Raw genomic sequence first — 26,459 nt, 5'->3', positions numbered from 1 at the left:
AGCGTGGCGCTGACGGTGCACGGCATCGGCGGCACGACGGCGGGCGACAACCTGGTGGTCCATGTCGTCGACGACGTGCCCTTGGCGGCCAATGACGGGCCTGCCGGGGTGGTCGAGGACGGCGCGAGCCTGGTGTCGGGGAGCGTTCTGACCAACGACGCCTCGGGCGCGGACACGCCGAAGAGCTTCGTGGCGTGGGATGCGATCACCGACGCGGCGTCGGTTGCGGCGCTGAACAGCTACGGCACGCTGGTGCAGAACGGCAACGGTACCTGGAGCTATACGCTGAACAACAGCCTTGCGGCGACGCAGGCGCTGACGGCGGCGAGCAGCCTGAGCTACACGCTGCACTACACGATGCAGGACGCGGACGGCGACACCTCGCCGGCGACGCTGACGATCACGATCCAGGGTGCGGACGATAGCGCCTCGGTGGTGACGGCGCAGGCGACGGGCGCGGACGCGACGGTGCTCGAGGCCGGGCTGACCCCGAACGGGTCGAGTGCGGGTGACGGCACGACGACGACGACGGGCAACTTCACGATCTCTGCGACGGACGGGGTGCAGGACATCGTGATCGGCGGGGTAACGTTCACGCTGGCGGAGATCCAGGCGTTTGGCACCACCAATGGCGTGGTGAACACCGGCCAGGGCGTGCTGACGCTGACGGGCTACACCGGCGACAGCTTCGGCGGCACGGTGAACTACAGCTACACGCTGCCGGCGACGATCGACAACGACAGTGTGACTGCGACCGGGAACGACGCCGTCAACGGCGCGGGCTTCGACGACAGCGTGGCGCTGACGGTGCACGGCATCGGCGGCACGACGGCGGGCGACAACCTGGTGGTCCATGTCGTCGACGACGTTCCGACCGCGGTTGCGGACACGGACAGTGTTACGGAAGACGGCCCGACCGTGGCGACCGGCAATGTAATTGCCGGTGGAACGGACGCCGGCGACAGCAACACGACGGACGGCAACGCGGACACGAAGGGGGCTGACGGTGCAACGGTGTTTGCCGTGAGCAGCGTCAATCTGGCGACTTCAGGGACGGTTGGTTCCTCGTTCGCGGGCCAATATGGCACGCTGACGCTGAATGCAAACGGTACCTATACCTACACATTGAACAATGGTCTGGCAGCGGTCCAGAATCTGAACAATGGCCAGACACTCGAAGACAAGTTCAGCTATACAATTCGGGACGGTGATACCGATCAATCCACCGCACAACTCACCATCACGATCAATGGTGTGAACGACAATGCCGCGCCCATTGTTGCCGACACCCACAATTGGATGCCGAGCGACCCTGCGCAACAGTCGCCGAACTATACCGATGGCTATCCGCTGCTGGTGAATGTGCCAACGGATCCGAACGGCGATCCTTTAGTCGTTACGGCCAACGGCACTGTTCCAACGGGTCTGTTCTACTATGATGGATCATACCACGCCGTTACTGCTGGGATGACGCTGTTCGACACTGTCTCGGGCGTCAATCTGCTTGATAACCTGGTGTATCGTCCAACGGCGACGGTAACGGATACTGTGAACGTCGCACTGACATTGGATGTATATGACGGCACCGTACATGCAACGGAGACGGTCAACATCCATGAGGTTGCGCCAACAAGCACTCCCGGTCCAACGGGCAATATCGCCGGCGACGCAAATAATCCGCTGACGTCCGGAAACGACGCCGATGCTACATTCACTTTGTCAGCAGCCTTCGCGGCGGCTGTCGACAACGATCCTTCCGCTGGGTCAATTACTCTACGGACGGATTTCCAGCATCGACCTGGTTATTCGGTTCCCATTCAGGCCGGTGACCAGAACGGAAATGATCTGGAGGCTCAGGTCGACGTCTATATTTATGTAGATGGGATCAAGTTCCAGGCCATCTCTCATTTGGACGGAAACGCGAATACATGGTTGTTCGACGGGCAGCTCATGAAGGCCGTTGTTGATTTTGACAGCATCATCAACACGACCAACCCGGGCCAATCACTCGCCCAGTATATTGCGTTGAATCCAGTTGTGGCGGGCGAGACCTGGACGATTCAGTATGATGACAACACGCCCGGCAATGAACAGGCGCGGCTGTTGACCTTCGCCTTGGAGGTGTTCGATCCCGGCAATCCGGCAATAACCGTCAGTGGAAACACCACCTTGTCTGACCTGATCTATGGAGGATCAGGAAGCGACACGCTTTCCGGTAACGGAGGAGATGACACGATCATTGGGCGCGGTGGCAACGACATTATCAACGGAGGAGCAGGCTCTGACACGCTCACCGGCGGTACAGGGGCTGATCACTTCCGCTATGGCGCACCGTCCGAAGGGCTGGATCACATTCTCGACTTCAGCACCGCGGAGGGCGATACGGTCGACATATTGCTGTCGGGCTTCACGGGGGCGGGGTTGGCGCTAGGCTCACCCACGGCGGCTCAGTTCGGCAGTGATGCGTCCAACGACTTCGGCGCGGCGGAACGCTTCCACTTCAATACGGCGACCCATACGCTGCTGTATGACGCCGATGGTGGTAGTGGCGCGGGTGCCGCGATCGCGATGGCTGTGCTGGAAAATGGCGGCACGGTTGATGCGGCTCATATCAAGATGGTCTGATGATCTGACGTCGCGAAAAAAGGCCCGCCGGAGCAATCCGGCGGGTTTTTCGTGGCGTTGACGAACAGCTCATTGTCACGCTTTCACATCAGCAGCGCTAGCGTGCCCAGTTGGAATGCACCGTAACTGGCATTGTCGGTGCCGGTCCATTCTCCGAGGCTACCATTGCCGGCCGCCGCAGGTGACGCCTCAGTCTCATTCGCAAGCAGCGGACGCCTGGCATAGGGAGCGGCGAACAGATGCACGCCATGCTGATTGATGGCGAACAGCGGCGTAAAGCTCGAGGCGTCGGAGTCTTCAATCAATGCGGAATGCCGGTTGTCCAGGATCAGCCAACGGCCGTCGAGACGAGCGGCCAGTACAGCATGATCCTGACGGACGGCGCGGTCGCGAACCAGCACGAGCTGGAGGTCGTTCCGTGAAAATCCCGCCGCGGCCAGTGCGACGTATTTGGCAATCGCATAATCCTCGCAGTCGCCTCTCGCGGTCGCAAACGTCGCAAGTGGGGTGCTCCAGCGATCAGCTTCGCCATGCTGGGAATAATCGCTGACATAGCGGACCGCCGCGTTGACGCCGCGATTGGCCTCTTCAAGTTTGTCGCGTCCGGACTTTGAGCTGACCACGCCGATCAACCGCAGGAATTGAGCGGCATTGGCAGGGCAGTTGCCGGCTTCGTTACGGCATTGATCCAGGACAGCCTTTTCCTTTGCCATGGCGGCTTCGACGCCCCGCCACTTGCGCCAGAGCAGGCCGTCAGGCGCGCGGAACGTGAATAGCCCGAATGGCTCCAGGCCGACGGTCGGCACTTCCTTGACCGCGGGCGGTGCGTCCGTCGCGGAATTCGAAGGAGGGAGCGAGGCGAGGCGAATGGCATCAGGTCCGCGGCCGCGCTGACGATCGAGCTTCGCCAGAACGGCGTTGATGCTGAAGAAGGTTGCGGGCGGCCGCGCCGACGCCCGGTCGGAGCCGGGGATGAAATCGGTGGTCGTGTCGACAACTAACGGTTCATCCGCTGAGAATGAAGGGGAGGCTGCGCAAACGATGGCCGCAACAGTAAGCGCAGCAATCAATGCAGACGAGCGAAGCTTCCGCCAATTCAAGCGCGGTATCATGACGTCCCCTGTCCGGAACGTCAGTCAACGTCTTTGCGTCGATCTTCCGCCCCAATCTGTTATCGGGACGGAGCCTGCGCCCTCGCTTCTTATGCGAAGTTAAATATGGGCGGCGCTTGGAGGTAATGTCGAAAAGCCGGTCAATCACCGGTTTGCGCGATCGTTCAAAATTGAACAATCGAAGGCAACGATCCGTTAAGCAAACCGCCGTCGCTCAACGTTCGCGCAGGGCGTCGTCGCGCAAGGTGCGTGCCGGCTTGAGCAAATAATCCAGAACCGATTTCTCGCCGGTGAGGACTTCGACCGTCGCTATCATGCCGGGAATGATCGGTAGGGAATTCTTGGCAGTTCCGAGATGGTTCTTTTCGGTGCGGACCATCACGCGGTAAAATGTTTCCTGACGCTCCGATTTCTCGGCCTTGTCGTCGACGATGGTGTCAGCGCTTATGCGCTCAACCTTGCCTTTGAGCGAGCCGTAAACGGAAGAATCATAGGCAGAAATCTTGACCACCGCGTCCTGGTTGGGGCGAATGAACGCAATATCCTGCGGCCGAATCCGGCCCTCAACAAGCAAGGAATCGTCCAGCGGAATGATATCCATCACGTTGGCGCCGGGTTGCACCACCGCGCCAAGCGTGGTGACGTTCAATTTGTTAACGATGCCGTGCACCGGAGCCTTGAGGTCGGTACGCCGCACGCGGTCCTGCGCCGATTTGATGTTCTCATCAAGGACGGCCAAATCGCCCTTTGACTTGGCGAGATCCTCGTCGGCTTGTGATCGAAATGAGGTAACTGCAAAGGCGATCTTCGATTGTGACTCGGCAAGCTGACCCCGCATTTCAGTTGCCTGACGATCAAGCCGCAGCATTTCGATCTCAGGCACAACCTTCTGTTCGTATAACCGGCGGGTGAGGGTGAGTTCCCGATCGAGCAATTTGAGGGAGCCGCTGAGACGAGTTACCTGCTGATTCAAGACGTCAACATCTTGCGCCAGCTTTTGCGCGCGCATTCTGAAGACACTTGCCTCTGTCGCGACGGCAGCGGGTACTACTTGATCAAGCTGATCAGGGAACGTGACTTCGCTTCGTCCTCGTGCTTCCGCTTCGAGGCGCGCCACGCGGGCAGCCATCGCCGCGCGCCGCTCTCTGATTTCGCCGAACTCCGACGCGAATTTGGTGTCGTCGATACGCATCAGGGATTGTCCCTGTTGTACGATCGCCCCTTCCTGCACCAGGATATCGCCTACGATACCACCCTCGAGAGTCTGGACCACCTGAGTCTGGCGCGAGGGCACGACCCGGCCATTGCCGCGCTTGACCTCATCCAGAACGGCAAAATGGGCCCAGATCAGAAAGGTCGTCAGCAGGGCGAGAAAGGTGAACAGGAGCATGCGGGACGTCCGCGGCGTGCGCAGAGCAGCCGCGGCGCGGACGTCGTTGGCAAAGGCAAAGTCAGATGGAGACATTGGGCTTTTGCACCAGGGTTGCCCTTTGAGTGGGCTGCGGGTTGCCGTCGCCTGCAGACGCCGTCGGCTGACCTTTGAGGATGGCCAAAACCTTGTCGCGAGGCCCATCCGCCACCAGGCGGCCGTTATCGAACAACAACAGACGATCAACCATTCCGAGAAGCGAGAGGCGGTGAGTGGAGATGATGATGGTCATCTGCTCTCCGCGCATTGCTTTCAGTCGCTCCAGGAATTCGGCTTCGCTCCTGATATCGAAATGCGCCGTTGGCTCGTCCAGGAACAGGACGCGCGGCTTTCGGATCAGTACGCGCGCTAGTCCGATAGCCTGCTTTTGTCCGCCAGACAGACTGCGACCACCTTCCGAAATGGGCATATCGTAGCCCATCGGATGGCCGGCGATGAAATTTTCCACCCCCGACAGTCGCGCTGCCGCGAGGACTTCTTCATCGCTCGCCTCGGGCCTGCCCAAAGCAATATTATCGCGCAATTTTCCAAAGAACAGGTCGGTATCCTGCATCGCAAATCCGATGCCGGCACGAAGATCCGAAGGGTCGTATTGACGTGAATCGACGCCATCGACGAGAATCCGTCCCTCCTGGGCTTCGTAGAAACCGAGCAAAAGGCGCCCGACTGTCGTTTTTCCCGATCCGACACGTCCAATAATGCCGATCCGTTCGCCGGCCTCGATCTTGAACGAGACCTTATCCAGCGCTTTGCCAGGGGCGTTTGGATAGGCGAAGGAGACGTTCTCGAAATTGATGCGGCCTTCGCTGACTTTCCTGGCAACGTAGGCCCGCTGCGGAGACCGTTCGCGCTCCAGCGACATGATGCGGTCGATCGCCTTGAGCGCCGCGAAGGTTTGGGTCCCGCGCGTTATTACCGAGGCAATGCCGGCGATCGGGGACAGGACGCGGCCGGCCAGCATATTGGCCGCGACGAGGGCGCCAACGGTCAGCTTGCCGTCGAGGATAAGAAAAACACCGACGACCACCAACAGAAGGCTGGTTATCTGCTGTGCAGCGTTTGCGCTCGTTAAGGTGAGCGATGCCCAGAAATGAACATCCTCGCCCGACCGTGCCGTGGCGGCGACCGACCGCTCCCAGGCCGTCTGCATCCGGGCTTCGGCACCGGTCGCGCGGACCGTTTCCAGGCCGGAAAGCGATTCGACGAGAACGCCGTGGCGCGCAGAGGATTCCGCCTGCAGTCGTTTCATTGCGCGGTCAAGCGGACGCTGCATCGTCAGGCCCAATGCGATCATGATCGGTAACATGATGAGCGGGATCCAGGCTAACGGTCCCGCGACGATGAACAGAACACCGATAAAGAGGAGTGCGAAGATCAAATCGGTTACAGATACCACGCTGCCCGAAGTGAAGAACTCGCGCACTGAGTCGAAGTCGCGGAGCTGATTGGCAACGATACCGACTGAGCCGGGACGTTGTGCCAGCTTGACGGCCATCACGTGTTCAAAAATATTCGCAGCGAGCACGACATCTACGGTCTTGCCTGTCACGTCGATCATGCGGCTTCGCACGGCACGAAGTACAAAGTCGAAAACGATCGCGAGGCCAAGCCCTATCGATAGCGCAATGAGCGAAGGGATCGCGCCGTTAGGGATGACCCGATCGTAGACGCTCATCGTGAACAATGGCGTGGCAAGCGCGAGCATGTTGACCAGAAAGGCGGCCAGCGCGATGTGGCCGTAGCTGCGCCAGTACAGCTTGACGACCGACCAGAACCAATGGGTCCGCGGGAGGTCGCCCGCAGCGACTGCGCGTGCGTCAGCTTCAGCTGCCGCCCTGACAAGAAACGCATAGCCGGTGTAGTTTGCGATCAGCGAACTAACGCCCGCAATCCGAGGATTGCTCCGATCCAACGTCGGATCAAGAACCTTGACGCTTTGGTTTTTCGCATCGATCCCGAGGAGGATCAGCGCAGTCCCGTCTTTCATGATCAGGACGGCGGGAAGAACCATTGCAGGAATGTCGAGAATGGCCCGCTTGACCGCCTCGGTTTCCAGGCCGGCACGCCTGGCTGCCCGGTCATACAAGGCGACGGAAAGTCGGCCATCAAGTATTGGAAGCCCTCCGAGCAGCGCCTCACGGCTTACTGCGCGACCATGGTGGGCAGCCAGATAGGTCAGGGAGGCGGCGAGGGGATCGCTTCGGAGCGTGTCTGCGTTGGTCGAAGCAACAACCGTCGCTTCCGGCTCATCATTGGATGGCCGGCCTTTGGCCGACTTGGGCGTCCGAAACAACAAAATCTAAAGCCTCTGATCGAAAACGAACCAGACCAGCGAAATATCGAGCGCGGCCAGTGACTGGCACATTACAGCAGTCTGCGAACCGAATCATTCGCGAGGCGCGAATATCCTGACAAACAGTTAATCGGGCCCCATTAACTATGATGCATTGGCCGTTATTGCGGCCCGCACTTGCAAGTCTGCAACGCTCACTTTTCGGGAGCGAAGGCTGTCAGCAACCAATGAGGCTTGCCCTTTTCGGCGCCGGCGTACGCCATGGCGTTGGGGCCATTCGGGTTCACGAAAGCAACCGACCCCTCCGGCTTGTGGCCTCGTTTTTCGGCGAACCATTCCATTGCGCCGATCATTCTTGCTGCAGACGCCAAACGGGGCCAGCGATCCTTGAAGCCATCTTGAGGATCGACCGCTGCGTAGGAGGTCACGCCAACGGGAGCACCGACAGGTGCCGTAGATACACGGAGGGGCTCCGACCCCGTCTGCGGCAGCGTCACTCGCAGCGTAGGAAATTTGTAGGGAACCAGACCGCCAGGGCCGATGTCGAGCGGCGCGGCATCCACGGGAGGCGGCGCCTTGAGGTACTCGAGAAGTGTTCCCATTGCCGCGAGCAGCTGGTAGTCGGCGAAAACGATAACGCCACGCGAGGAGGTGAGCGATACAGCCGCATTGAAATACTGGTTCTGTGCGTTCAAAAGATCAATCAGCGAGCGCTGACCAAGCTCGTATTCCTTGTCGAACGCGGCAATCGTCTTCCGGTCAGCCTGCAGCTGCCGGACCAGGGCGGCGACCCTGGTTGCAGTAATCGTCCGTGCCGCCCATGCCTTGTCGATCGACTCGAGCGCGTCGCGCTGTAATCGCGCATGGCGCATCGTGGTCTCGGTGTGGCGCTCGGCCATTTCCGAGCGGCGCCAAACATCCTGGCCGCCTCGGAAGATGTCCCAGGACATCACTACTTTGCCGCTATAATTATCGTGGGTAACGCCCAAATAGGGATACGTATTGTCGTTGTGAGTTGCACGGCCTTCGAGGGAGAAGTTTGGAACGAATGCGCCATCCGTTACCCGAAACGCGTGCTTTGCGGCGGTAACGTCCGCTTGCGCAGCCAGAATGGTCGGATTGAACCGTATGGTCACAGCCAAGGCTTCATCCTTGGTGCTCGGCAAACCGGCGAGGGGACCGGGGAATCTCAAATTGAACGGCTCAAGCCCAACAACCTTGCGGTATTTTGCCCGCGCTTCGTCCAGACTCCTGCGAAGCTCGGCGAGAGTGGCGCGCGCATTTTCGACGCGCTCCCGGGCCTGCTCGAGGTCGCCTTCGCCGGCCCGCCCGCCCGAGAAGCGCGTATTCACGTTCGAGAATATCTTCTCGTGGCTGGCAACGTTCTGCTCGCCAAGGCCCACCAACCGCAGGTACCGCACGACATCGACATACGCCTCGGCAGCGTCCAGAGCGATCAGTTCCGTCCGCTCGCGTACGCGAAATGCTGCAGCGTTGACTCGGGCAGATTGGCGCCAGATGTCGTGGATAGATGCAAAGCCGTCGAAAAGAACTTGCCGGACGACCACTGATTCCTGCGAGCCATTCCGCCATGCTCCATTTCCGGCGATCGGAACGGGCAATGCGCTTGAACTCACAACCGGATTGCTCTGGTCGAATTTCTCTGGGCCGTAGCGAGCTTCGATCCGCACTTGCGGAAGCAGGGTGCTTTGGGTCTGCCGAAGCTCTGATTCGGTTGCGCGCCGGTTTGCCGACGCTTCGCCTACGCCGGGATTGGTTTGGACGGCTTGTTTCAGCGCATCATTTATCGAATAGGGCTCGGCTGCCAAGGGGCAGCCGGCCAAAATGAGGCCCGCGATCGCCAAATATGCGGATTTCATTTGCCCCATCCCCGTTAGCCAAAACAATAAACTTACGTCTAAAATAACGTCGAAAAGCTTAAATTCTGATCTCAGCCTACCAAAAGGAGTGGTCGTCACCTATGATATTTTTGCAACACTGGGCGGGAAGAATCGGAACCGGGGCGGATGTGAGGCTCAATCCGGCGGCACTTGAAGTGTGAGCAGCAGACCATTGCATGGTCCGTTGCGATGGATGCCATCCTTCTTGCAAGTCCTACTGAATAGCTAACCACTCTCCCGCCTGAGTGCTCTGATATGTTCCCCATGGAAACACGAGCCCCGTTTCCGGAAGGCAATGCCGCTGCCGAGGAAATCTTTGACCTTGTCAGTAGTTCTCCTGATGAAGATCGGGAAAAACCGGCAACAATGCTCCGCGTTCTTCGAAACCCCAAGGAAAATCGCAAGTCGGGCTGAATTGCGGAAAGGGCTTATTTTCATGGTGAGCGGAGGGACTCGAACCCTCGACTCCATGATTGAAAGTCACGGGTTCATCTTGCGGCCGCCTAGCTCTCACGCACGGTGCGGGAGGCGCTCAAAATAAGGATTGAGCTTCAAAGCCCCTATATTCCCGCACTTTCGACTTGTAGGAGGGGAACCGGGTCATAGCCAAGGCGGTTTTGGATTGGAATACCGCAACGGGGCGTCTACCCGAGTTGAGATCGCATCATAAAGTGGCAGTCGCCCCTCGCAACCTCGGCTGCACGGGCCAATTGAAGCGGTATCTGGAACTGGCGGCGCGCCTCTGCTAGCGGATGGGGACCCCATATTCGAGAGAAAATCGACATGCCTGACGCCATTCGGCCCCTGATCGCCGGCAACTGGAAAATGAACGGCCTCAAGTCCTCCCTGGCCGAATTTGAAGCGATGCGCGAAGGTGCCGGAGCGGTGGCCGCCAAGGCTGACCTGCTGGTCTGCCCGCCGGCGACCCTGGTTGCGGCGTTTGCCGACAAGGCCAAGGGCTCGAAACTCACAGTGGGCGCCCAGGATTGCCACCCGAAGGCTTCGGGCGCCCATACCGGCGACCTTTCGGCCGAAATGCTGGCCGATGCCGGCGCCAGCGCCATCATTGTCGGCCATTCCGAGCGGCGTGCCGACCATGGCGAGACTGACGCTCTGGTCCGGCAGAAGGCGGAAGCCGCCTGGCGGGCGGGGCTTACCGCGATCGTCTGCATAGGCGAAACCCAGGCCCAGCGCGACGCCGGGCAGACGCTGGACGTCTGCGGTGGCCAGCTCAAAGGCTCGTTGGCGGACGGATCGACGTCAGCCAATCTGGTGGTGGCCTATGAGCCGGTCTGGGCGATCGGCACCGGGCTGACCCCGACGGCAAAAGATGTCGAGCAAGTTCATGCGTTTATCCGAGGTGTTCTCACCGACCGATTTAAGGCCGAGGGCGGCAAGATCCGGATTCTCTATGGCGGTTCGGTCAAGCCTTCCAATGCGGCCGAGCTGATGGCGGTCGCCAACGTCAACGGTGCGCTGGTCGGCGGCGCCAGCCTGAAGGCGGCGGACTTTTTGGCGATCGCGGCGGGGTGTTGAGCTTAGGTGGGCGCGGCGTCCTTTAGGCGCTTCCAGTAGAACATCGTGCCCGTCATGCCGCCGAGGGGCTTGTACGCGTAGTCCGGAATGATCCCGGCCAACTTGAAGCCGACACGCTCGTATAATCCGGACGCGCCTTCGTCGTCGGCGGTGTCGAGCACCAGAAGCCAGCGCCCGCGCTCGACGGCAGCGCGCTCGGCCGCGTATAGCAGCGCCTTCGCCACGCCGCGGCCCCTATGGCTGACCCGCGTTAACATCTTCACGATTTCCGCCCGGTGCGGCTGGTTGAGCGCAAGGTCCAGCACCAGCGTTACCGTTCCGACCAGCTGATCGCCGTCGAAGGCGCCGAGAATGATCCGTTCTCCGCGCGCCGCCGCAGCCAGCGACTTCTCCCAGAAGGCATTTGCGACCTCCTGATGCAGCGGATGCATGAAGCTGACCGAGCCGCCATGGGCCACCGCTTCAATCAGTATCTCGCTGAGCTTTACGCGGATATCGGGCGAAGGGCTCAAGGGTTTGATTTCGATATCAGGCATGTCGTTCAGCCTCGTTTCCTGGCCGCACGGGCCTGCTTGATCTCTGCAATCCGCTCGACATCCTCGATCTGGAGATGTCGGCCGCGTTCGAGAACTTCCAACGTGTACTCTTCATAAGTGAGCCCGAGCCGTTCGGCCTTTTGAATGCGAAAGGCGACGATGCCGGGTGAGGGGTTGTGCCACGCCCTGTGGTGCGCGGCCTTCCAGTAGAAGTAATTTCCGATTCCTCCATCACCCCATTCCGGCCGGTGTGTATCGTCGAGTGGTGGGCCGCCATTGTGGCCGGCCGCAATAGTGTTGTCGGGGGACGCTTGTTCGATCGCGGAGCTCTTGAGGGCAGCCTCCGGCATCGTCGCTAGCTCCGGGCCAACGCCACGATGTAGGTACAGGGTGCGGCGCCCTCGTTGGCGAAGGTCGTCTCCGCGGGTGGACCGAATCCGAGGCAATCGCCGGTGCTGAGCAAATGCCGTTCACCGGCCTCGATGATCACGAGTGCGCCGGCCTGTACCCAGACCACTTGTCGGATATGGGCGTAGGATGAGGCCGGCAGCGTCACGCGCTGCCGTGCCGGCAATTCGACCCTGATGACTTCGAGCGGATGATCGGGGCGATTGAATACCTGTGTGCGCAGGTAGCCGGTCTCGGGATCGCGCCAGACCGGCTGTTCGCTGGCACGCGAAAGGCGCTCACCCTGGCCTTCGGCGCGCAGCATCAGGCCGGCAAGCGTGAGGTCGAAGGCGCTTGCCAACCGGACCAGCACCACCGCGGTCGGGCTGACTTCGGCGCGCTCGATCTTGCTGATGGTGGCCTTTGAGACCCCCGATCGTTCGGCGAGATCGGCCAGCGACCAGCCGCGACTGTCGCGCTCGAGACGCAGGCGCTGCGCCAGACGGTTACTTAGATCGTCTACAATAGTGGCCATATGTCTACTATAAGAGAACTCAGCCGCCGTTCGCAAGCTGGAAATGTCGCGACTTCGTGCTGCTTCGCAGCTTGTTGGAAAGGCTGCGGCAATTATCTCCGGAGCAGCTGTTGGGGGTGACAATGCCCCGTCCGATCGTGTAACACCGCGCAACTTCAGGAAAACCCGCAAGCTCAATAGTGCAGCCGAAGCCCGGCGCTCGTCGCTTGTGACGGAAGGTTAGAAATGCAGGCCGTCGTTATTGTCGTTCACCTCATGATCGTCGCCGTGCTGATCGGCGCGGTATTGCTGCAGAAATCCGAAGGCGGCGGCCTTGGCATGGGCGGCGGCGCCGGCTTCATGTCGAGCCGCGGAACCTCCAATCTGTTGACGCGGATGACCGCGATTCTGGCCGCAGGCTTCTTTGTCACCAGCCTGTATTTGGCCTGGTCCGCGGGCCTCGATCGCAAGCCAAGCTCGATTCTCACGGGCCCGGCGACGCCGTCCCAGCCCGGAGGGGCGCCGATCGCGCCGCCGACCAGCGGCGGCGTCCTGGATACGCTGAAGAAGGTCGATGAACAGCAGAGCCCGCCGGCGCCATCGGGCCCGCAAGCACCGCGTTCGCAATAAAGCAGGGTGGCTATGCAGGACGGCGACTACCGTCCTGCATCAGAATTTCCCATCAATGCTCTGATTTCGCTTTAGATTTCACGTCACCCACAGCCCGGCAAAATGTTCGCTCTGGCGAGCGATTGGTTTTGGCGAATCGGAGCAGTGGCCTTAAAGGTTGAGTCCCATGGCGCGGTACATATTCATCACCGGCGGCGTGGTTTCTTCGCTCGGCAAAGGTCTGGCATCAGCGGCACTCGGTGCGCTGTTGCAGGCCCGCGGGTACAAGGTCCGTCTCCGCAAACTCGACCCCTATCTCAACCTCGATCCCGGAACGATGTCGCCGTATCAGCACGGCGAAGTGTTCGTGACCGACGACGGCGCCGAGACCGATCTCGATCTCGGCCATTACGAGCGCTTCACGGGGCGTCCGGCCACCAAGGCCGACAACATCACCACCGGGCGCATCTATCAGGACATCATCACCAAGGAACGCCGCGGCGATTATCTGGGGGCGACGATCCAGGTGGTGCCGCACGTCACCAACGCGATCAAGGAATTCGTCCTCTCGGGCAACGACGAATATGATTTCGTGCTGGTCGAGATCGGCGGCACCGTCGGCGATATCGAGGGGCTGCCGTTCTTTGAAGCCATTCGTCAGCTCAAGAACGAATTGCCGCGGGAGCACGCGGTTTACATTCATCTGACGCTGCTGCCGTTCATCCCGAGCGCCGGCGAGTTGAAGACCAAGCCGACCCAGCATTCGGTCAAGGAGCTGCGTTCGATCGGCATCCAGCCGGACATCCTGCTGTGCCGCACCGACCGCGAGATTCCGAAGGAAGAGCGGCGCAAGCTTGGCCTGTTCTGTAACGTGCGCGAAAGCGCAGTGATCGAGGCGAGGGACGTCGACAACATCTACGCGGTGCCGCAAGCCTACCACGAGGCCGGTCTCGACGACGAAGTGCTGGCCGCGTTCGGCATCGCGCCGAAGATTCCGCCCGCGCTGCAAAGCTGGAACGACATCAACGAGCGGGTGCGCAACCCCGAAGGCGCGGTCACCATCGCCATCGTCGGCAAATACACCGGCATGAAGGATGCGTATAAATCGCTGATCGAGGCGCTGTCGCATGGCGGCATCGCCAACAAGGTGAAGGTCAATCTCGACTGGATCGAGAGCGAAGTGTTCGAGCACGAGGATCCGGCGCCGTTCCTCGAACACGTCAACGGCATCCTGGTGCCCGGCGGCTTCGGCCAGCGCGGCGCCGAAGGCAAGATCCGCGCGGCGCAGTTCGCGCGCGTCCGCCACGTGCCGTATTTCGGCATTTGCTTCGGCATGCAGATGGCTGTGATCGAAGCCGCGCGCAATCTCGTCGGCATCGAGAACGCCAATTCCACCGAGTTCGGTCCGACCAGCGAGCCGCTGGTCGGCCTGATGACGGAATGGCTGCGCGGCAACGAACTCGAGAAGCGCACGAAGTCCGGAGATCTCGGCGGCACCATGCGGCTGGGCGCCTATCCGGCGGCGCTCAATCGCGGCAGCCGGGTGTCGGCAGTCTATGGCGGCGCCACCGAGATTTCGGAACGCCACCGTCATCGCTACGAGGTCAACACCGCCTACAAGGACCGCCTCGAACAGCACGGCCTGCGCTTCTCGGGCCTGTCGCCCGACGGCGTGCTGCCGGAGATCGTCGAATATGAGGACCATCCCTGGTTCATCGGCGTGCAATTCCACCCCGAACTGAAATCGCGCCCGTTCGAGCCGCATCCCTTGTTCGCATCGTTCATTCAGGCGGCGGTGGTGCAGTCGCGGCTGGTGTAGTGGCGGGCGGCCTTTGACGAACGCGCCAATTGTTGCGACAAACCGCTTCCGTTACGTGCAAGAACAACAATCAGGGGAGTGCCACCAATGATCATGGAAATGCGTGTCTATCGCTGTCTGCCGGGCCGCCTGCCGGCGCTGATGAAGCGCTTCGATACGCTGACGCTGAAACTGTGGGAAAAGCACGGCATCAAGCAGGCCGGTTTCTTCACCACGCTGATCGGGACCTCCAACCAGGAACTGACCTATTTCGTCGCGTGGGACTCGCTCGCCGACCGCGAAAAGAAATGGACGGCATTTCAGTCCGATCCCGATTGGATCGCCGGCCGCGCCAAGAGCGAAGAGGACGGCCAGATCATCGACAACATCGTCAGTCAGTTGCTGGTGCCGACGGCGTTCTCGTCGGTAAAGTAACCGGGCGTGCAACCCTGATATTCCGGGGTTAAACAGGGTTGATCCTGATGGCGCGGACCGGCATGGTCCGCGTCAGGCAAGAAGGAAATGCCCTTGAACGCGAACATTTCTGCTGCGCCCATTGTGACGGTAGGCCCGGTCAAATTCGGCAATGCTTTGCCGATTTCGATCATCGCCGGCCCGTGCCAGCTCGAAAGCCGCAGCCACGCGCTGGAAGTGGCGGGCGCGCTGAAGGAAATCGCGGGCCGTCTCGGCGTCGGGCTCGTCTACAAGACCTCGTTCGACAAGGCCAACCGCACCAGCGTCTCCGCTGCGAGAGGCATTGGCCTTGCGCAAGCTTTGCCGATCTTCGCCGAGATACGCGCTTCGATTGGACTGCCCGTGCTCACCGATGTCCACGAGTCCGGCCAATGCGCCGAGGTGGCGCAGGCGGTGGACGTGCTGCAGATCCCGGCATATTTGTGCAGGCAGACCGATCTGCTGCTGGCGGCGGCTGCGACCGGCAAGGTCGTCAACGTCAAGAAGGGACAATTCCTGGCGCCGTGGGACATGGCCAACGTCGTCAGCAAGATCACCGCCGGTGGCAATCCTAATGTGCTGGTCACCGAGCGCGGCGCGTCCTTTGGCTACAACACGCTGGTGTCTGACATGCGCGCGCTGCCGATCATGGCGCGCACCACAGGTGCGCCTGTGATTTTCGATGCCACCCATTCGGTGCAGCAGCCGGGCGGGCAGGGCGCCTCATCCGGCGGCGAGCGCGAATTCGTGCCAGTGCTGGCGCGGGCGGCGGTCGCGGCCGGCGTTGCCGGCGTATTTATCGAAACCCACCCCGATCCTGACAACGCACCGTGCGACGGACCCAACATGGTGCCGCTGCGCGAATTCGAAGCGCTGGTGAAGACCCTGATGGGGTTCGACGCGCTCGCCAAAAACCTAACTGCCAACAGCACGGCGCGCTGATGGCGCGGGCCATGCCGTGACCGCAGCAACCAACCGCCTGCCGCCGGCCCTCAACATCATCGCACTCGCGACCTTTGCGGCCAGCCTGTCGGCCCGCGCGCTCGATCCGGTCCTGCCGCACGTCGCCGAGGATTTCGGCGTCAGCATCGCGGCCGCCGCCGGCTTTGCCGCCGTGTTCGCGTTTACCTTCGCAATCATCCAGCCCGTGCTCGGCGCCACCGCCGACATGTTCGGCAAGGCGCGACTGATGATCGTCTGCCTAGTGCTGCTCGGCGTTGCCAACATCCTGGGCGCGATGGCGACGTCGTTTCCGGAATTGTTTGCAACGCGCATTCTCGCCGGTATCGGCTCCGGCGGCGTGTTTCCGATTGCGCTCGGCCTGACCAGCGATCTCGTCGGGCCCGAGAAGCGCCAGCTCGCGATCGGGCGCACGCTGATGGGCTCGATGTCCGGCAACCTGCTCGGCGCCTCGTTCTCCGGATTGATCGGCGATTTCATGGGCTGGCGCGGCGTGCTGGCGATCCTCGGCGCGCTGGTCGTGCTGGCCGCGATTGCGGTGGCCGCCGGATTTCGCGGCGCCGATCTGAAGCATCCGCCGCGGACCAGCCTCTCGGCACTCGCACATGGCTACCGCACCATCTTCACCAACCCGAACGCGCGGATCTGCTATTCGGCGGTGTTCATCGAAGGCTGCTGCGTGCTCGGCCTGTTCCCCTTCATCGCCGCTTTCCTGTTCGAACTCGGCGAGACCTCGCTCTCGATCGCCGGCATCGTGATCGCCGGCTTTGCGGTCGGTGGCCTGTTCTACACCATGACGATTTCGCGCTTCCTGCCCCGGATCGGCGTCAAGGGCATGATGCTTGCCGGTGCGACGCTGGTCGCGGTGCAACTCGTTGCGGTCGCGATGGGACCGCAATGGAAGCTCCAGGCCTTGAGCTTGCTGTTCATGGGCTGGGGCTTCTACATGATCCACGGCTGCCTGCAGGTATTTGCCAGCGAGCTGTCGGTCGAAGCGCGCGCGACCGCGCTGTCGCTGCACTCGTTCTTCTTTTTCATGGGCCAGACGCTCGGCCCCATCGCCTACGGCTTCGGTATCCAGCACGCCGGCAAGGTCCCGACCTTGCTCACGGCCGCGGCCATCATGGTCGCGCTCGGAATTGTCTGCGCGCGGCTGCTGAAGCAGACCCGGCCGGCGGACGCGCGGCCGGGCTAATGGCGTCGTTCGACTGCGAACTAGCAGGAAATGGTCGCCTCGCGTCAGGATGACGCACGCCTGATGCATGCCGGCAGGCACGAATGCCCAAGCAAATAGCTGCAATGGCACAAGGATTGCTTGAATTTCCGGTATTTAAGGTGACATCGTGGACGTTCAAGTTTCTCACTCGATCCTGGCCAATGTTGCGGCCAGAAATACCGGATACGCCACCCAGCCTCCGCTACAGCGCTTTTTGACCAGCTGTCACGAGGAATTCAAATCGGATGATTCCGGCACGGTTGCCGATTACATTCCCGAGTTGAAACGCGCCAACCCGACGCATTTCGGCGTAGCCCTTGTCACCATCGATGGTCATGTCTACGAGGTCGGCGACAGCGCCGTGCCTTTCACCATCCAGTCAGTCTCCAAGGCCTTCGTGTTTGCGCTCGCGCTCGATCTTGTCGGAGAGGAACGCGTGTCGGCTGCGATCGGCGTTGAGCCCAGCGGCGAGGCGTTCAATTCGATCAGGCTGACCAACGACAACCGTCCGTTCAATCCGATGGTCAATGCCGGCGCGATCGCCTGCTCCGGACTGATCCATCAAGCCGGGGGCGCCTCGGCGTTCGAATGCATCCGCGAAAAACTCAGTCTGTTTGCCGGACGCGAACTCGGCGTCGACGATGCCGTTCATGCCTCGGAGGCTTTGACCGGCAACCGCAACCGTGCGATCGCCTGGCTGCTGCGCAATTATCTGGTGCTGCAGGACGACGTCGACGCGGTGCTGGATACTTACTTTCGGCAATGCGCCATCCTGGTCACCGCGCGCGATCTCGCCGTGATGGCTGGGACGCTCGCCAATCGCGGCGTCAATCCCGTGACCGGCGTTCAGGTCATCACGCCGAACATCGTCGCCCGCACGTTGTCTGTCATGACGAGCTCCGGCATGTATGACTACGCCGGCGAATGGATCTATCGCGTCGGGATTCCTGCCAAGAGCGGCGTCGGCGGCGGCATCGTTGCAGCACTTCCGTCGCAGATCGGGCTCGGCACGTTCTCACCGTGCCTCGACAGCCACGGCAACAGCGTGCGCGGGCTCAAAGTCTGCGAGGCGCTGTCGTCGCGCTTCGACCTGCACATGCTCAACCGCAGCGCCGACGTCCGCACCTGCATCATTGCCGACTACGATATTTACGGCATTTCGTCGCGCCGCAGCCGCCAACCCCACGAGCAGCAGATTCTCGACGAGCGCCACAGCGACATCCGCGTAATCGAGTTGGTTGGTGCCTTGAACTTCGCGGCGATCGACTATGTGACCCGGCGGCTCTCCCGCGAGCCGCCGAACGCGCCGCTGTTGATCCTCGATTTTCGCCGCGTGCCCGACCTGACCGCGGCGGGAGCGCAATTGCTGGGCGAGAACCTCACCATCCTCGGCAATGCCGGCGTCACCGTGATCGTGACGGGTCTGGAGGCGACGTCGGCGGTGTGGTCGACGGTTTGCGCACGGGCCGCGGAGCCGCAGCGGCTGCGGCGCTTCGCGCTGCTCGATGATGCGATCGAATGGGCCGAGGATCAGATCATCTACCGCTACGGCGGATTCACGACGCAGAAAGAGACCATCCATCTCGGCGAGCAGGCGCTGCTGGCGGACCTTGCCGCCGATGAAATCACCGCGTTGGCGGAATTGTCAACCACACGACGCTATGAAGCCGGTCAGCGCATTATCAGCGTCGGCGAGCCCGCCAACTCGCTGTTCTTCCTGCAGAGCGGGATGGTGAGCGTGAAGCTGCCAAGTGGCGTGCGGCTGGCGTCACTCGGACCCGGCATGGAGTTCGGCGAGATGGCGATCATCGAGAACAGGCGCAGCGCCGACGTCTGGGCCGACACGCCGGTGAGTTGCCTCGAGTTGCCGCTCGACAGTTTTGCCGACTATCGCCAACTCCATCCGCAAATCGCAATCAAGATCATGCGCAATCTGTCCGCGCTGCTGGCGCGGCGTCTGATCCTCGCCAACGCCAAGGTCGATCTGCTCAGCGCTTACTAAGCTGTCGGCTTGGCCGCCGACCCCTACCTGATGCGGAGGAATGGAACCTCACTCCATCTTGATTCCCGCGTCGGTGATCACCTTGCGCCAGCGCGCGATCTCTTCAGTGACGAAGCCACGGAATTCCTCCGGGCTGCTGCCCATCGGGACGATGCCCTGTTCGACCAGTTTTGCCTGCAATGCGGGATCGGCGAGCGCCTTCCTGGCCTCGGCGGAGACGCGGTCGACGATCTCCTTTGGCGTGCCCGCCGGTGCGATGATTCCGGCCCAGGTGCCGGACACGAAATCCGGCACGCCCTGTTCCGCCATCGTCGGCACGTCGGGCGCCGCCGGAATGCGCTCTTTTGCGGTAACGACGATCGCCTTGGCGTTCCCGGAGCGCACCTGCGGCATCAGCGGACCGACGATGTCGAACATCACGTTGATCTGCCCGCCGACGGTATCCTGCAGTGCGCCGGCCGTGCCTTTGTAGGGAATGTGCTGCATTTTGATGCCGGTGCGGCTCATGAACATCTCCATGGTGAGATGTGCCGCAGCGCCGATGCCGCTCGACGCAAAATTGAGTTCGCCCGGCTTGGCCTTCGCGAGCGCGATCAGCTCCTTCAAATTGTTCGCCGGCACGGAAGGGTGCGCGATCATGATCAGCGGCGCGACGCTCATCAGCGAGACGTAGCTGAAATCCTTCAGCGTGTCGTAGGGCAGCTTTGGATTGAGCGTGGCGTTGGCCGCATGCGCCGCGATCACGGTGCCGAACGTGTAGCCGTCGGGCGCGGCCTTGGCGACGACGTCGGTGCCGATGATGGCGTTGGCGCCTGGCTTGTTCTCGAAGACGATGGGCTGGCCGAGCGCCTCGGAGAGTTTTTGCCCGACGAGACGGGCCATCAGATCGGTGTAGCCGCCCGGCGTGTAGGGAACGACCATGCGGATCGACCGGTTCGGCCAGCCTTGTGCCCCGGCGCCGCCTGCGCAGGTCAAAAGAACAGCGAACGCTGCAAGAGCGCGGAATAAATATTTCATGATGTCGTTTCCTCAACAGCGCCAGCGTCATGCGCGGCGCCTCCTGCGGGCAGGCTACATCATCTGGATGTGAGTGAGATAGGTGTCGAGGCAACGTCTCTTGTTGCACGAGGTGCATGGCTTGCCGTCTGACTTGAGTGCGCAATGCATGCTGGAGTGCACGTGCGACGGCTCGGGATCAATTGGTTCACGCCCTGGCTGTGACGCCTCGCGCTAGTTTCCCATCGCCGCCGCCAGCAAGGCCTGCGCCTGCCTGGTCGCCTCGGCAAATGACGGCTGCTGCGGCGCGCGCTCGGTAAAGCATTTCTTGTAGGCGTCTTCGCCCTTTTGCCTGAGATCGCCGAGCTTGTCGTAGGCCTTTCTGTCGATCCGCTTGGACTGCAGATCGTCAGCAGCCTTGTCGGCCTTCTTGTCGTAATCCGCCTTGATCGCAACGCAGGCCGAGACCTCCACCTTGGGCTTGATCGACCCATAGGCGATGTAGACCTTGCCGTTGGCCAGCGCCGAAACGAACACTTCGTCTGCGGCCTCGGGGACGGCGTCCTGGGTTCGCCCGCCCAGCATCGCAAAGGCTGACGTGGCGGAGGCGGGTTTGGCGATCGGCAATTCGTTGAAGTTCACGACCGCCGCATCCGTCGAGATCGCCTGGGTGTAGAAGCTTTCGTCCTTGAGCGCGGCGCCGATCTGTTGCGGCACGTTCTTGAGTTTGTTGCCCCACCAGTCCTTGTGCGCGCGCAGCCAGCGCTCGAACATCGACTGCGTCGTCACGATGATATGGGATTTCGGCTCGACATATTTGCCGTCGCGGCCATTCTGACCGGCCTTCTCGCCATTATCGCCCAATTCGGAGTCGAAGCGTACGCCATCGAGCAGGCCAAAGCCCATGTCGCCCTTGGACAAGGCATCGAGATTGAGCCTGGCCGGTCCAAAACCCTTGCGAGCGGATTCGGCGATGATCGGCGTGAGCTTCGCCAAGAGATCAGCGCGCAGCGATTCCGTCAGCTTGAAGGCCTCGTCGTCCTTCTTGTCCGCGTACATTTTCGTGATTTTCGCGATCGCGGCGTCGCGGGCTGCGATGTAGCGGTCCTCCGGTGAGGCAGGCGCGGCGTTGGCGCTTGCAAGCGTCCCGAAGACGCACGAAGCGGCGGCAAGTCGGATGAGGGCGGCGAGTGGCTTTTGCATGGGCGGTTGTCGGGATGACCGGCCGTTCGGTTCAACCCCGGCCGCGATAGGGCGCGACGCCCTGGTCGGGCACCCATACGCCCTTGGGCAGCTTGCCGATCTGCCAGAACACGTCGATCGGGATGCCGCCGCGCGGATACCAGTAGCCGCCGATGCGCAACCATTTCGGCTTGATCTCGGTGGCGATCCGCTTGCCGATCGAAACCGTGCAATCCTCATGGAATGCGCCGTGATTGCGAAAGCTCGCGACATAGAGTTTTAGCGATTTGGATTCCAAGAGCCACTGGCCCGGCACGTAATCGATCATCAGATGGGCGAAATCCGGCTGTCCGGTGACCGGGCAGAGCGAGGTGAATTCGGGCGCCGTGAACCGCACCAGATAATTGGTGTCCTTTTGCGGATTGGGCACGCGGTCCAGCGTCGCTTTTTCCGGGCTGTCGGGCCATTCCACGGCGCGGCCGAGCTGCAATGATTTTTTGGCCATATTGATCGTCCTGTTGCGACCGCTGACATGGACGCATCAGGCTTGGCCGTCAACCGTCAGCGCGAGGCGGGATCCGAGAGAAAGCGCACCAGCGCCTTGCGCTCGGCGGCATCCTCGATCCCGCGCATCGACATCCACAGCCCCGGAAACATCTCGGCGGGATCGGCAAGGAAGCTTTCCAGACGCGGCATATCCCAGCGCAAACCATCATCGCGCGCCTTGCGCAGCACCGGCGAGTAGTCGAACGCCGGATCGCCGGCGACCACGCGTTCGGCCACGCCGGCAAGATTGGGGCCGGGCAGGCCGCGCTCGACGGGATCAAGGCTGTGGCAGGCCCGGCATGGCGCGAACAGCCGCGCGCCGTTTTCGTCCGCCGAGGCGGGGGCAGCAGCCAGCATCGGCAGCAGCAACAGGGACGCGAACCATTTCACGCAGGCGCGACCGTCTGGATCACGACCAGGCGGTTGGTGCCGGACTCGCCGCCCCAGGTCTCGCCAGGCTTGCCGTCGAGCTGCCGCACATTCGCGCCGGCCTTGTCGCTCGGGAACGCATTGAATTTCTCGGTCACGGGATCGAAGCGCACGATCGCGTTGGCGCCGAAGTCGGTAAGCCAGACCTTGTCCTTGTCGTCGACATAGACCGCATAAGTGCGGGGATTGTCGCCGGGCAGCTTCCAGGCCTTCCAGGAGCCATCAGAAGGATCGTGCATCGACACGTTGCCGCTGTTCCATTCGCTGACCCAGATCCGGCCCCTGGAATCCGACCACACCCGGCGCGCGCCCTGGTTGGGCGTCGGCGGGTCCACGACGGTGGCATTGCCGGTTGCGGGATCGATCTTCGCGATGTGATTGCCGGCGAGCGAGGCGTACCAGATGTCACCCTTCGGCGTGATGGTCATGCCGTAGGTGCCGCGGCCGCGCGGCGACTTGAACACCGTCATGTCGCCCGATTTCGGGTCGAGCCGGCCATAGATGCCGGACTGGCCGGTGAACCAGTAGATGCCGTTTTTGTCGAACACGGCGGTGTTGAGGTTGGCATAGGCTTCGTTCTCGGGCAGGCGAAACAGCGCCACCTTGTGATCGCTAGGGTCGACGCGGGCGATCGCGTTCTGCCCACCTTCGGTGACCCAGGGCGCGCCATCGGGGCCGATGATGACGCCATGGGGAGCGGCGCCCTTGCCGAGGTCGACCAGCTTGTATGACCCGTCGCGCGGATCGAGCCGCCCCAGCGTGCCGTTGCGCTGACCGCAGAACCACATCGTGCCATCGGGCGCCGGCGTGACGTCGCGCGAGCCCATGCCTGCGGCGACCGGATAATATTTGACCCGGAACGGGCTCTCCTGGGCATCCGCAAAGCGCGCAAGCGCCGGCGTGGCTAAAATTCCGGCAGCGGTAGTCCTGAGAAACTGGCGGCGATTCATTGCGTTACCCCGGTTCTTGAACGAGAAGGTTTGGACGCGAAGATCAACCCTGGATCAGCATAGTCTTACCACATTGCCCCGTCAGGCGAAGCCGAGCGACTAAGCGTTCACATTTGCTTGCGCGCCGTGTAAGACGCGCCCAAATCCAGCCCCGGAACCATCCAGGAAAGTACAAGACATGACCGCCATCATCGACATCATCGGCCGCGAAATCCTCGATAGCCGTGGCAATCCCACCGTTGAAGTCGATGTGGTGCTGGAAGACGGCTCGATCGGCCGCGCCGCGGTGCCCTCGGGCGCCTCCACCGGCGCCCATGAGGCGGTGGAACTGCGGGACGGCGACAAGAAGCGCTATCTCGGCAAGGGCGTGCAGAAGGCGGTCGAGGCCATCAACGGCGAAATCTTCGAGGCGCTGGCCGACCGTCCGGTCGAGGAACAGGTCCAGATCGACCAGATCATGATCGATCTCGACGGCACGCCCAACAAGAGCCGGCTAGGGGCCAACGCCATCCTCGGCGTTTCGCTGGCCTGCGCCAAGGCGGCCGCGGAATCCTTCGACATGCCGCTCTATCGCTATGTCGGCGGCACCTCGGCGCGCACCTTGCCGGTGCCGATGATGAACATCATCAATGGCGGCGTGCACGCCGACAACCCGATCGACTTCCAGGAATTCATGATCCTGCCGGTGGGAGCGGCGACCTTCGCCGAGGCGCTGCGCTGCGGCGCTGAAATCTTCCACACGCTGAAGGGCGAACTGAAGAAGGCCGGTCACAACACCAATGTCGGCGACGAGGGTGGTTTCGCGCCGAACCTGCCGTCGGCGGATGCCGCGCTCGAATTCGTCGTCAGCGCGATCGGCAAGGCCGGCTACAGCGCGGGCAGCGACGTCATGCTCGGCCTCGATTGCGCCGCGACCGAGTTCTTCAAGGACGGCAATTACGTTTATGGCGGCGAGAACAAGACCCGTTCGCGCTCCGAACAGGCGAAATATCTCGCCGATCTCGTCGCGCGCTACCCGATCGTCACGATCGAGGACGGCATGTCGGAAGACGACATGGACGGCTGGAAGGAATTGACCGACCTCGTCGGCAAGAAGTGCCAGCTGGTCGGCGACGATCTGTTCGTCACCAACGTCACAAGGCTCGCCGACGGCATCAAGAACGGCCGCGCCAATTCGATCCTGATCAAGGTCAACCAGATCGGCACGCTGACCGAAACGCTGTCCGCCGTCGAACTGGCTCATAAATACGGCTACACCTCGGTCATGTCGCACCGTTCCGGCGAGACCGAGGATTCCACTATCGCCGATCTCGCGGTCGCCACCAATTGCGGCCAGATCAAAACCGGATCCCTGGCGCGCTCCGACCGCACCGCCAAGTACAATCAATTGCTGCGCATCGAACAGCAGCTCGGCGCACAGGCGAAATATGCGGGGCGGGCGGCGCTGAAGGCGCTGGTGTAAGACTAGCGCGCTGCTGCAAGCCGGCCGGCGGGTTTGCTGGCCGGCTTTCTCGCGGCAAGCTGCGGCTTTGCCCCAGCCTGCGGCTTTGCCGCGCCGGGTTTGGCCTGCGCGGCCTGTTTCTGGCGCTTCTTCACCTCGGCGCTGGCCGACTTCGTCCCGCCGCGGCGGGAGGCGTATTCCGGGCCGTCGATCGGGCCAACATGCGGTGGATCGAAGGCGAGATACGGCCGGCCGATCCCGAACTGTTTTCCGTTCGCATCGACCCATTTCCAGAGCGCTTCGGTCGAAGCCCATCGCTGCGCGCGATTGGCGCCGTTGACGCTCACGATATCGGCGGCAAGCCCGCGGCCATAGCCGCCGCGGAGACTGCCGCCGTGAAACGACCGGTTGGCCGCCGCCTTCAGGCCGCTTGCGATCGATTGGCGGTAGTCGTCGCGGAAGGCGCTGGTGATGCCCGGCTGCAGCCCGGCGGCCTCGGCGGCGTAAAGCGTATGAAACAGCTTTATCTTGAAGCTGCGATCCATGCCGCCGATCACGTAGTCCATCATCGACATGCCGACTCGTTCCGCCGCTTTGGGATCCTTCCAAGTGAAGTCGTTGTCGACGAGCTTGGTAAAGCTTCTGGTGACCGTCACCAGTTTGCCCTTCCTCTTGACCGTCACTTTCCTGAGCTCACGCTCCTTGGTGGTGTCCTCCTTGGGCGTCCGCTGGTAAAGCGCCCACAGAAATTGGTCGATGCAGGCCTCTGCCACCAGGCACTCGCCGACAAGCTCGACGCGGCCTGACGTCGTTGCGGCCGCGGCCGTGCTTGCGATTGGCGCCTGGACGGTCGGGATTTCCGGCGGCAGAATTTCTGCCGGATCGGTCAGAGCGGCCACGACGATGGCTTGCTGCTTGTCCGGGGCGGCTGTGGCGGCGACAGCCGCCTCCGGGTTGGCCGAGCTTGCGGTTGGCGCCTGGACGGTCGGGATTTCCGGCGGCAGAATTTGCGCTGGATCGGTCAACGCGGCTACGACGATTGTTTGCTGCTTGTCCGGGGCGGCTGTGGTGGCGACAGCCACCTCCGGGTTGGCCGAGCTTGCGGTTGGCCCCTGGACGGTTGGGATTGCCGGCGGTAGCACTTCCGCCGGATCGGTCAGCGCGGCCACGACGATTGTTTGCTGCTTGTCCGGGGCAACTGCGGTGTCGATCGCAACCTCCGCCAAAAGTTCGGCGGCCTTGGCCACGTCAGCATTGCTGATCGGATTGGCGGCCGTGACGGCCGGATTGCCCATCGCGTTTGCCCGCGGCGTGGCCACCAAGGCGGCGTTGGCGGCAAGAGATGGTGCGAGGCGGTCCACGACACGCGCCGCGCTGACGTTCTGGTTGCCGGTCAAACCGACGACAGCAAACCATACTACAAGTCCGCTCGTGAAAACGAGCGTTGGCCACATTTCGATTACAAACCGACGCGGGTTCATCATCCCAGCCTCCAAGGCTTCTCACTCCAAAGACTTTTCAGGAGAGAGACTGCAGAGCCAAGC

At 61.9% G+C, this 26,459-nt stretch carries 22 protein-coding genes and 1 tRNA gene; 9 read left to right on the top strand and 14 right to left on the bottom strand.

Annotated features, from left to right (window positions below):
• Positions 1-2,625: S-layer family protein (locus JQ567_RS35570; RefSeq protein WP_212443129.1), on the top strand; the 2,625-nt coding region annotated here is incomplete at its 5' end.
• Positions 2,626-2,708: 83 nt separating this feature from the next.
• Here JQ567_RS35570 and JQ567_RS35565 read toward each other — a convergent pair.
• From JQ567_RS35565 to JQ567_RS35545, 5 genes are all read right to left on the bottom strand, one after another.
• The gene (locus tag JQ567_RS35565; RefSeq protein WP_212443128.1) at positions 2,709-3,737 is read right to left on the bottom strand and encodes a transglutaminase-like cysteine peptidase; all 1,029 of its coding nucleotides are present in this window, start codon (positions 3,735-3,737) and stop codon (positions 2,709-2,711) included.
• Positions 3,738-3,951: 214 nt separating this feature from the next.
• Positions 3,952-5,202 (bottom strand): HlyD family type I secretion periplasmic adaptor subunit, encoded by a 1,251-nt coding sequence (locus JQ567_RS35560; protein ID WP_212443127.1) that lies wholly within the window; start codon positions 5,200-5,202, stop codon positions 3,952-3,954.
• A complete protein-coding gene (locus tag JQ567_RS35555) occupies positions 5,189-7,345 on the bottom strand; it encodes a type I secretion system permease/ATPase (RefSeq protein WP_249165946.1) in 2,157 nt (718 codons plus the stop codon). Before JQ567_RS35555 ends, JQ567_RS35560 begins: the two co-directional genes overlap by 14 nt.
• 308 nt (positions 7,346-7,653) lie before the next feature.
• Complete coding sequence (locus tag JQ567_RS35550; RefSeq protein WP_212443126.1) at positions 7,654-9,339, bottom strand: TolC family outer membrane protein; 1,686 nt, start codon at positions 9,337-9,339, stop codon at positions 7,654-7,656.
• Positions 9,340-9,797: 458 nt separating this feature from the next.
• Positions 9,798-9,870, bottom strand: a tRNA-Ser gene (locus JQ567_RS35545).
• Between the two features lie 273 nt (positions 9,871-10,143).
• On the opposite strand from JQ567_RS35545, the gene tpiA reads away from it, so the two are divergent.
• Positions 10,144-10,896, top strand: coding sequence for a triose-phosphate isomerase (gene tpiA, locus JQ567_RS35540; protein WP_212443125.1), 753 nt, complete (start codon positions 10,144-10,146; stop codon positions 10,894-10,896).
• Between the two features lie 2 nt (positions 10,897-10,898).
• On the opposite strand, the gene JQ567_RS35535 is transcribed toward tpiA, so the two are convergent.
• From JQ567_RS35535 to JQ567_RS35525, 3 genes are read right to left on the bottom strand one after another with little or no spacing between them, the layout of a single operon-like run.
• On the bottom strand, positions 10,899-11,432 hold the full coding sequence (locus tag JQ567_RS35535) for an N-acetyltransferase (RefSeq protein ID WP_212443124.1): 534 nt from the start codon (positions 11,430-11,432) through the stop codon (positions 10,899-10,901).
• A gap of 5 nt (positions 11,433-11,437) precedes the next feature.
• The gene (locus JQ567_RS35530) at positions 11,438-11,782 is read right to left on the bottom strand and encodes a hypothetical protein (RefSeq protein ID WP_249165942.1); all 345 of its coding nucleotides are present in this window, start codon (positions 11,780-11,782) and stop codon (positions 11,438-11,440) included.
• A gap of 5 nt (positions 11,783-11,787) precedes the next feature.
• Positions 11,788-12,354: an XRE family transcriptional regulator gene (locus JQ567_RS35525; protein WP_212443123.1), complete on the bottom strand. Its 567-nt coding sequence runs from the start codon at positions 12,352-12,354 to the stop codon at positions 11,788-11,790.
• A 225-nt stretch (positions 12,355-12,579) separates the two neighbouring features.
• Here JQ567_RS35525 and secG point away from each other — a divergent pair, with 225 nt between their 5' ends.
• The 6 genes from secG (at position 12,580) to glsA (ending at position 19,371) form a co-directional block, all read left to right on the top strand.
• Positions 12,580-12,963 carry a preprotein translocase subunit SecG gene (secG, locus tag JQ567_RS35520; protein WP_212038300.1) on the top strand — a complete coding sequence of 128 codons (384 nt, stop codon included), beginning with the start codon at positions 12,580-12,582 and terminating at the stop codon, positions 12,961-12,963.
• Between the two features lie 166 nt (positions 12,964-13,129).
• Entirely contained in the window at positions 13,130-14,761 is a 1,632-nt protein-coding gene (locus JQ567_RS35515; protein ID WP_212443122.1) for a CTP synthase, read from the top strand.
• 87 nt (positions 14,762-14,848) lie between these two features.
• The gene (locus tag JQ567_RS35510; RefSeq protein WP_212443121.1) at positions 14,849-15,175 is read left to right on the top strand and encodes an NIPSNAP family protein; all 327 of its coding nucleotides are present in this window, start codon (positions 14,849-14,851) and stop codon (positions 15,173-15,175) included.
• Between the two features lie 93 nt (positions 15,176-15,268).
• Positions 15,269-16,135: a 3-deoxy-8-phosphooctulonate synthase gene (gene kdsA / locus JQ567_RS35505; RefSeq protein ID WP_212443120.1), complete on the top strand. Its 867-nt coding sequence runs from the start codon at positions 15,269-15,271 to the stop codon at positions 16,133-16,135.
• A 16-nt stretch (positions 16,136-16,151) separates the two neighbouring features.
• Entirely contained in the window at positions 16,152-17,348 is a 1,197-nt protein-coding gene (locus tag JQ567_RS35500; RefSeq protein ID WP_212443119.1) for an MFS transporter, read from the top strand.
• 148 nt (positions 17,349-17,496) lie between these two features.
• Positions 17,497-19,371 carry a glutaminase A gene (gene glsA / locus JQ567_RS35495; protein ID WP_212443118.1) on the top strand — a complete coding sequence of 625 codons (1,875 nt, stop codon included), beginning with the start codon at positions 17,497-17,499 and terminating at the stop codon, positions 19,369-19,371.
• 48 nt (positions 19,372-19,419) lie between these two features.
• On the opposite strand, the gene JQ567_RS35490 is transcribed toward glsA, so the two are convergent.
• The 5 genes from JQ567_RS35490 to JQ567_RS35470 all read right to left on the bottom strand — a co-directional run bounded on the left by JQ567_RS35490 (position 19,420) and on the right by JQ567_RS35470 (position 23,474).
• Positions 19,420-20,388 (bottom strand): tripartite tricarboxylate transporter substrate binding protein, encoded by a 969-nt coding sequence (locus JQ567_RS35490; RefSeq protein WP_212443117.1) that lies wholly within the window; start codon positions 20,386-20,388, stop codon positions 19,420-19,422.
• A 213-nt stretch (positions 20,389-20,601) separates the two neighbouring features.
• Entirely contained in the window at positions 20,602-21,570 is a 969-nt protein-coding gene (locus JQ567_RS35485; protein WP_212443116.1) for a hypothetical protein, read from the bottom strand.
• 31 nt (positions 21,571-21,601) lie between these two features.
• Complete coding sequence (gene queF / locus JQ567_RS35480; protein ID WP_212443115.1) at positions 21,602-22,054, bottom strand: preQ(1) synthase; 453 nt, start codon at positions 22,052-22,054, stop codon at positions 21,602-21,604.
• A gap of 56 nt (positions 22,055-22,110) precedes the next feature.
• The gene (locus tag JQ567_RS35475; protein WP_212443114.1) at positions 22,111-22,485 is read right to left on the bottom strand and encodes a cytochrome c family protein; all 375 of its coding nucleotides are present in this window, start codon (positions 22,483-22,485) and stop codon (positions 22,111-22,113) included.
• Positions 22,482-23,474, bottom strand: a complete 993-nt coding sequence (locus JQ567_RS35470) for a lyase (protein WP_212443113.1) — start codon at positions 23,472-23,474, stop codon at positions 22,482-22,484. Before JQ567_RS35470 ends, JQ567_RS35475 begins: the two co-directional genes overlap by 4 nt.
• A 178-nt stretch (positions 23,475-23,652) precedes the next feature.
• Between JQ567_RS35470 and eno the strand changes: the two genes are divergently transcribed.
• Positions 23,653-24,936: a phosphopyruvate hydratase gene (gene eno / locus JQ567_RS35465; RefSeq protein WP_212214360.1), complete on the top strand. Its 1,284-nt coding sequence runs from the start codon at positions 23,653-23,655 to the stop codon at positions 24,934-24,936.
• A 2-nt stretch (positions 24,937-24,938) separates the two neighbouring features.
• Here the strand turns inward: eno and JQ567_RS35460 are convergent, their stop codons facing one another.
• Positions 24,939-26,042 (bottom strand): hypothetical protein, encoded by a 1,104-nt coding sequence (locus JQ567_RS35460; protein ID WP_409363654.1) that lies wholly within the window; start codon positions 26,040-26,042, stop codon positions 24,939-24,941.
• Positions 26,043-26,459: the final 417 nt, after the last annotated feature.

Origin of the sequence: Bradyrhizobium sp. AUGA SZCCT0431 (assembly GCF_018131065.1) — a bacterium.
In the GTDB taxonomy this organism is placed as follows: Bacteria; Pseudomonadota; Alphaproteobacteria; order Rhizobiales; family Xanthobacteraceae; genus Bradyrhizobium.
The sequence above is the reverse complement of the archived record's forward strand: the minus strand, read 5'-3'. Positions and strand labels throughout refer to the sequence as shown.

Coding starts and splice junctions, on each gene's coding strand:
- JQ567_RS35565 (WP_212443128.1), bottom strand. CDS start 3,737: ATGATACCGCGCTTGAATTGGCGGAAGCTTCGCTCGTCTGCATTGATT.
- JQ567_RS35560 (WP_212443127.1), bottom strand. CDS start 5,202: ATGTCTCCATCTGACTTTGCCTTTGCCAACGACGTCCGCGCCGCGGCT.
- JQ567_RS35550 (WP_212443126.1), bottom strand. CDS start 9,339: ATGAAATCCGCATATTTGGCGATCGCGGGCCTCATTTTGGCCGGCTGC.
- tpiA (WP_212443125.1), top strand. CDS start 10,144: ATGCCTGACGCCATTCGGCCCCTGATCGCCGGCAACTGGAAAATGAAC.
- JQ567_RS35535 (WP_212443124.1), bottom strand. CDS start 11,432: ATGCCTGATATCGAAATCAAACCCTTGAGCCCTTCGCCCGATATCCGC.
- JQ567_RS35530 (WP_249165942.1), bottom strand. CDS start 11,782: ATGCCGGAGGCTGCCCTCAAGAGCTCCGCGATCGAACAAGCGTCCCCC.
- JQ567_RS35525 (WP_212443123.1), bottom strand. CDS start 12,354: ATGGCCACTATTGTAGACGATCTAAGTAACCGTCTGGCGCAGCGCCTG.
- secG (WP_212038300.1), top strand. CDS start 12,580: ATGCAGGCCGTCGTTATTGTCGTTCACCTCATGATCGTCGCCGTGCTG.
- JQ567_RS35515 (WP_212443122.1), top strand. CDS start 13,130: ATGGCGCGGTACATATTCATCACCGGCGGCGTGGTTTCTTCGCTCGGC.
- JQ567_RS35510 (WP_212443121.1), top strand. CDS start 14,849: ATGATCATGGAAATGCGTGTCTATCGCTGTCTGCCGGGCCGCCTGCCG.
- JQ567_RS35490 (WP_212443117.1), bottom strand. CDS start 20,388: ATGAAATATTTATTCCGCGCTCTTGCAGCGTTCGCTGTTCTTTTGACC.
- JQ567_RS35485 (WP_212443116.1), bottom strand. CDS start 21,570: ATGCAAAAGCCACTCGCCGCCCTCATCCGACTTGCCGCCGCTTCGTGC.
- queF (WP_212443115.1), bottom strand. CDS start 22,054: ATGGCCAAAAAATCATTGCAGCTCGGCCGCGCCGTGGAATGGCCCGAC.
- JQ567_RS35470 (WP_212443113.1), bottom strand. CDS start 23,474: ATGAATCGCCGCCAGTTTCTCAGGACTACCGCTGCCGGAATTTTAGCC.
- eno (WP_212214360.1), top strand. CDS start 23,653: ATGACCGCCATCATCGACATCATCGGCCGCGAAATCCTCGATAGCCGT.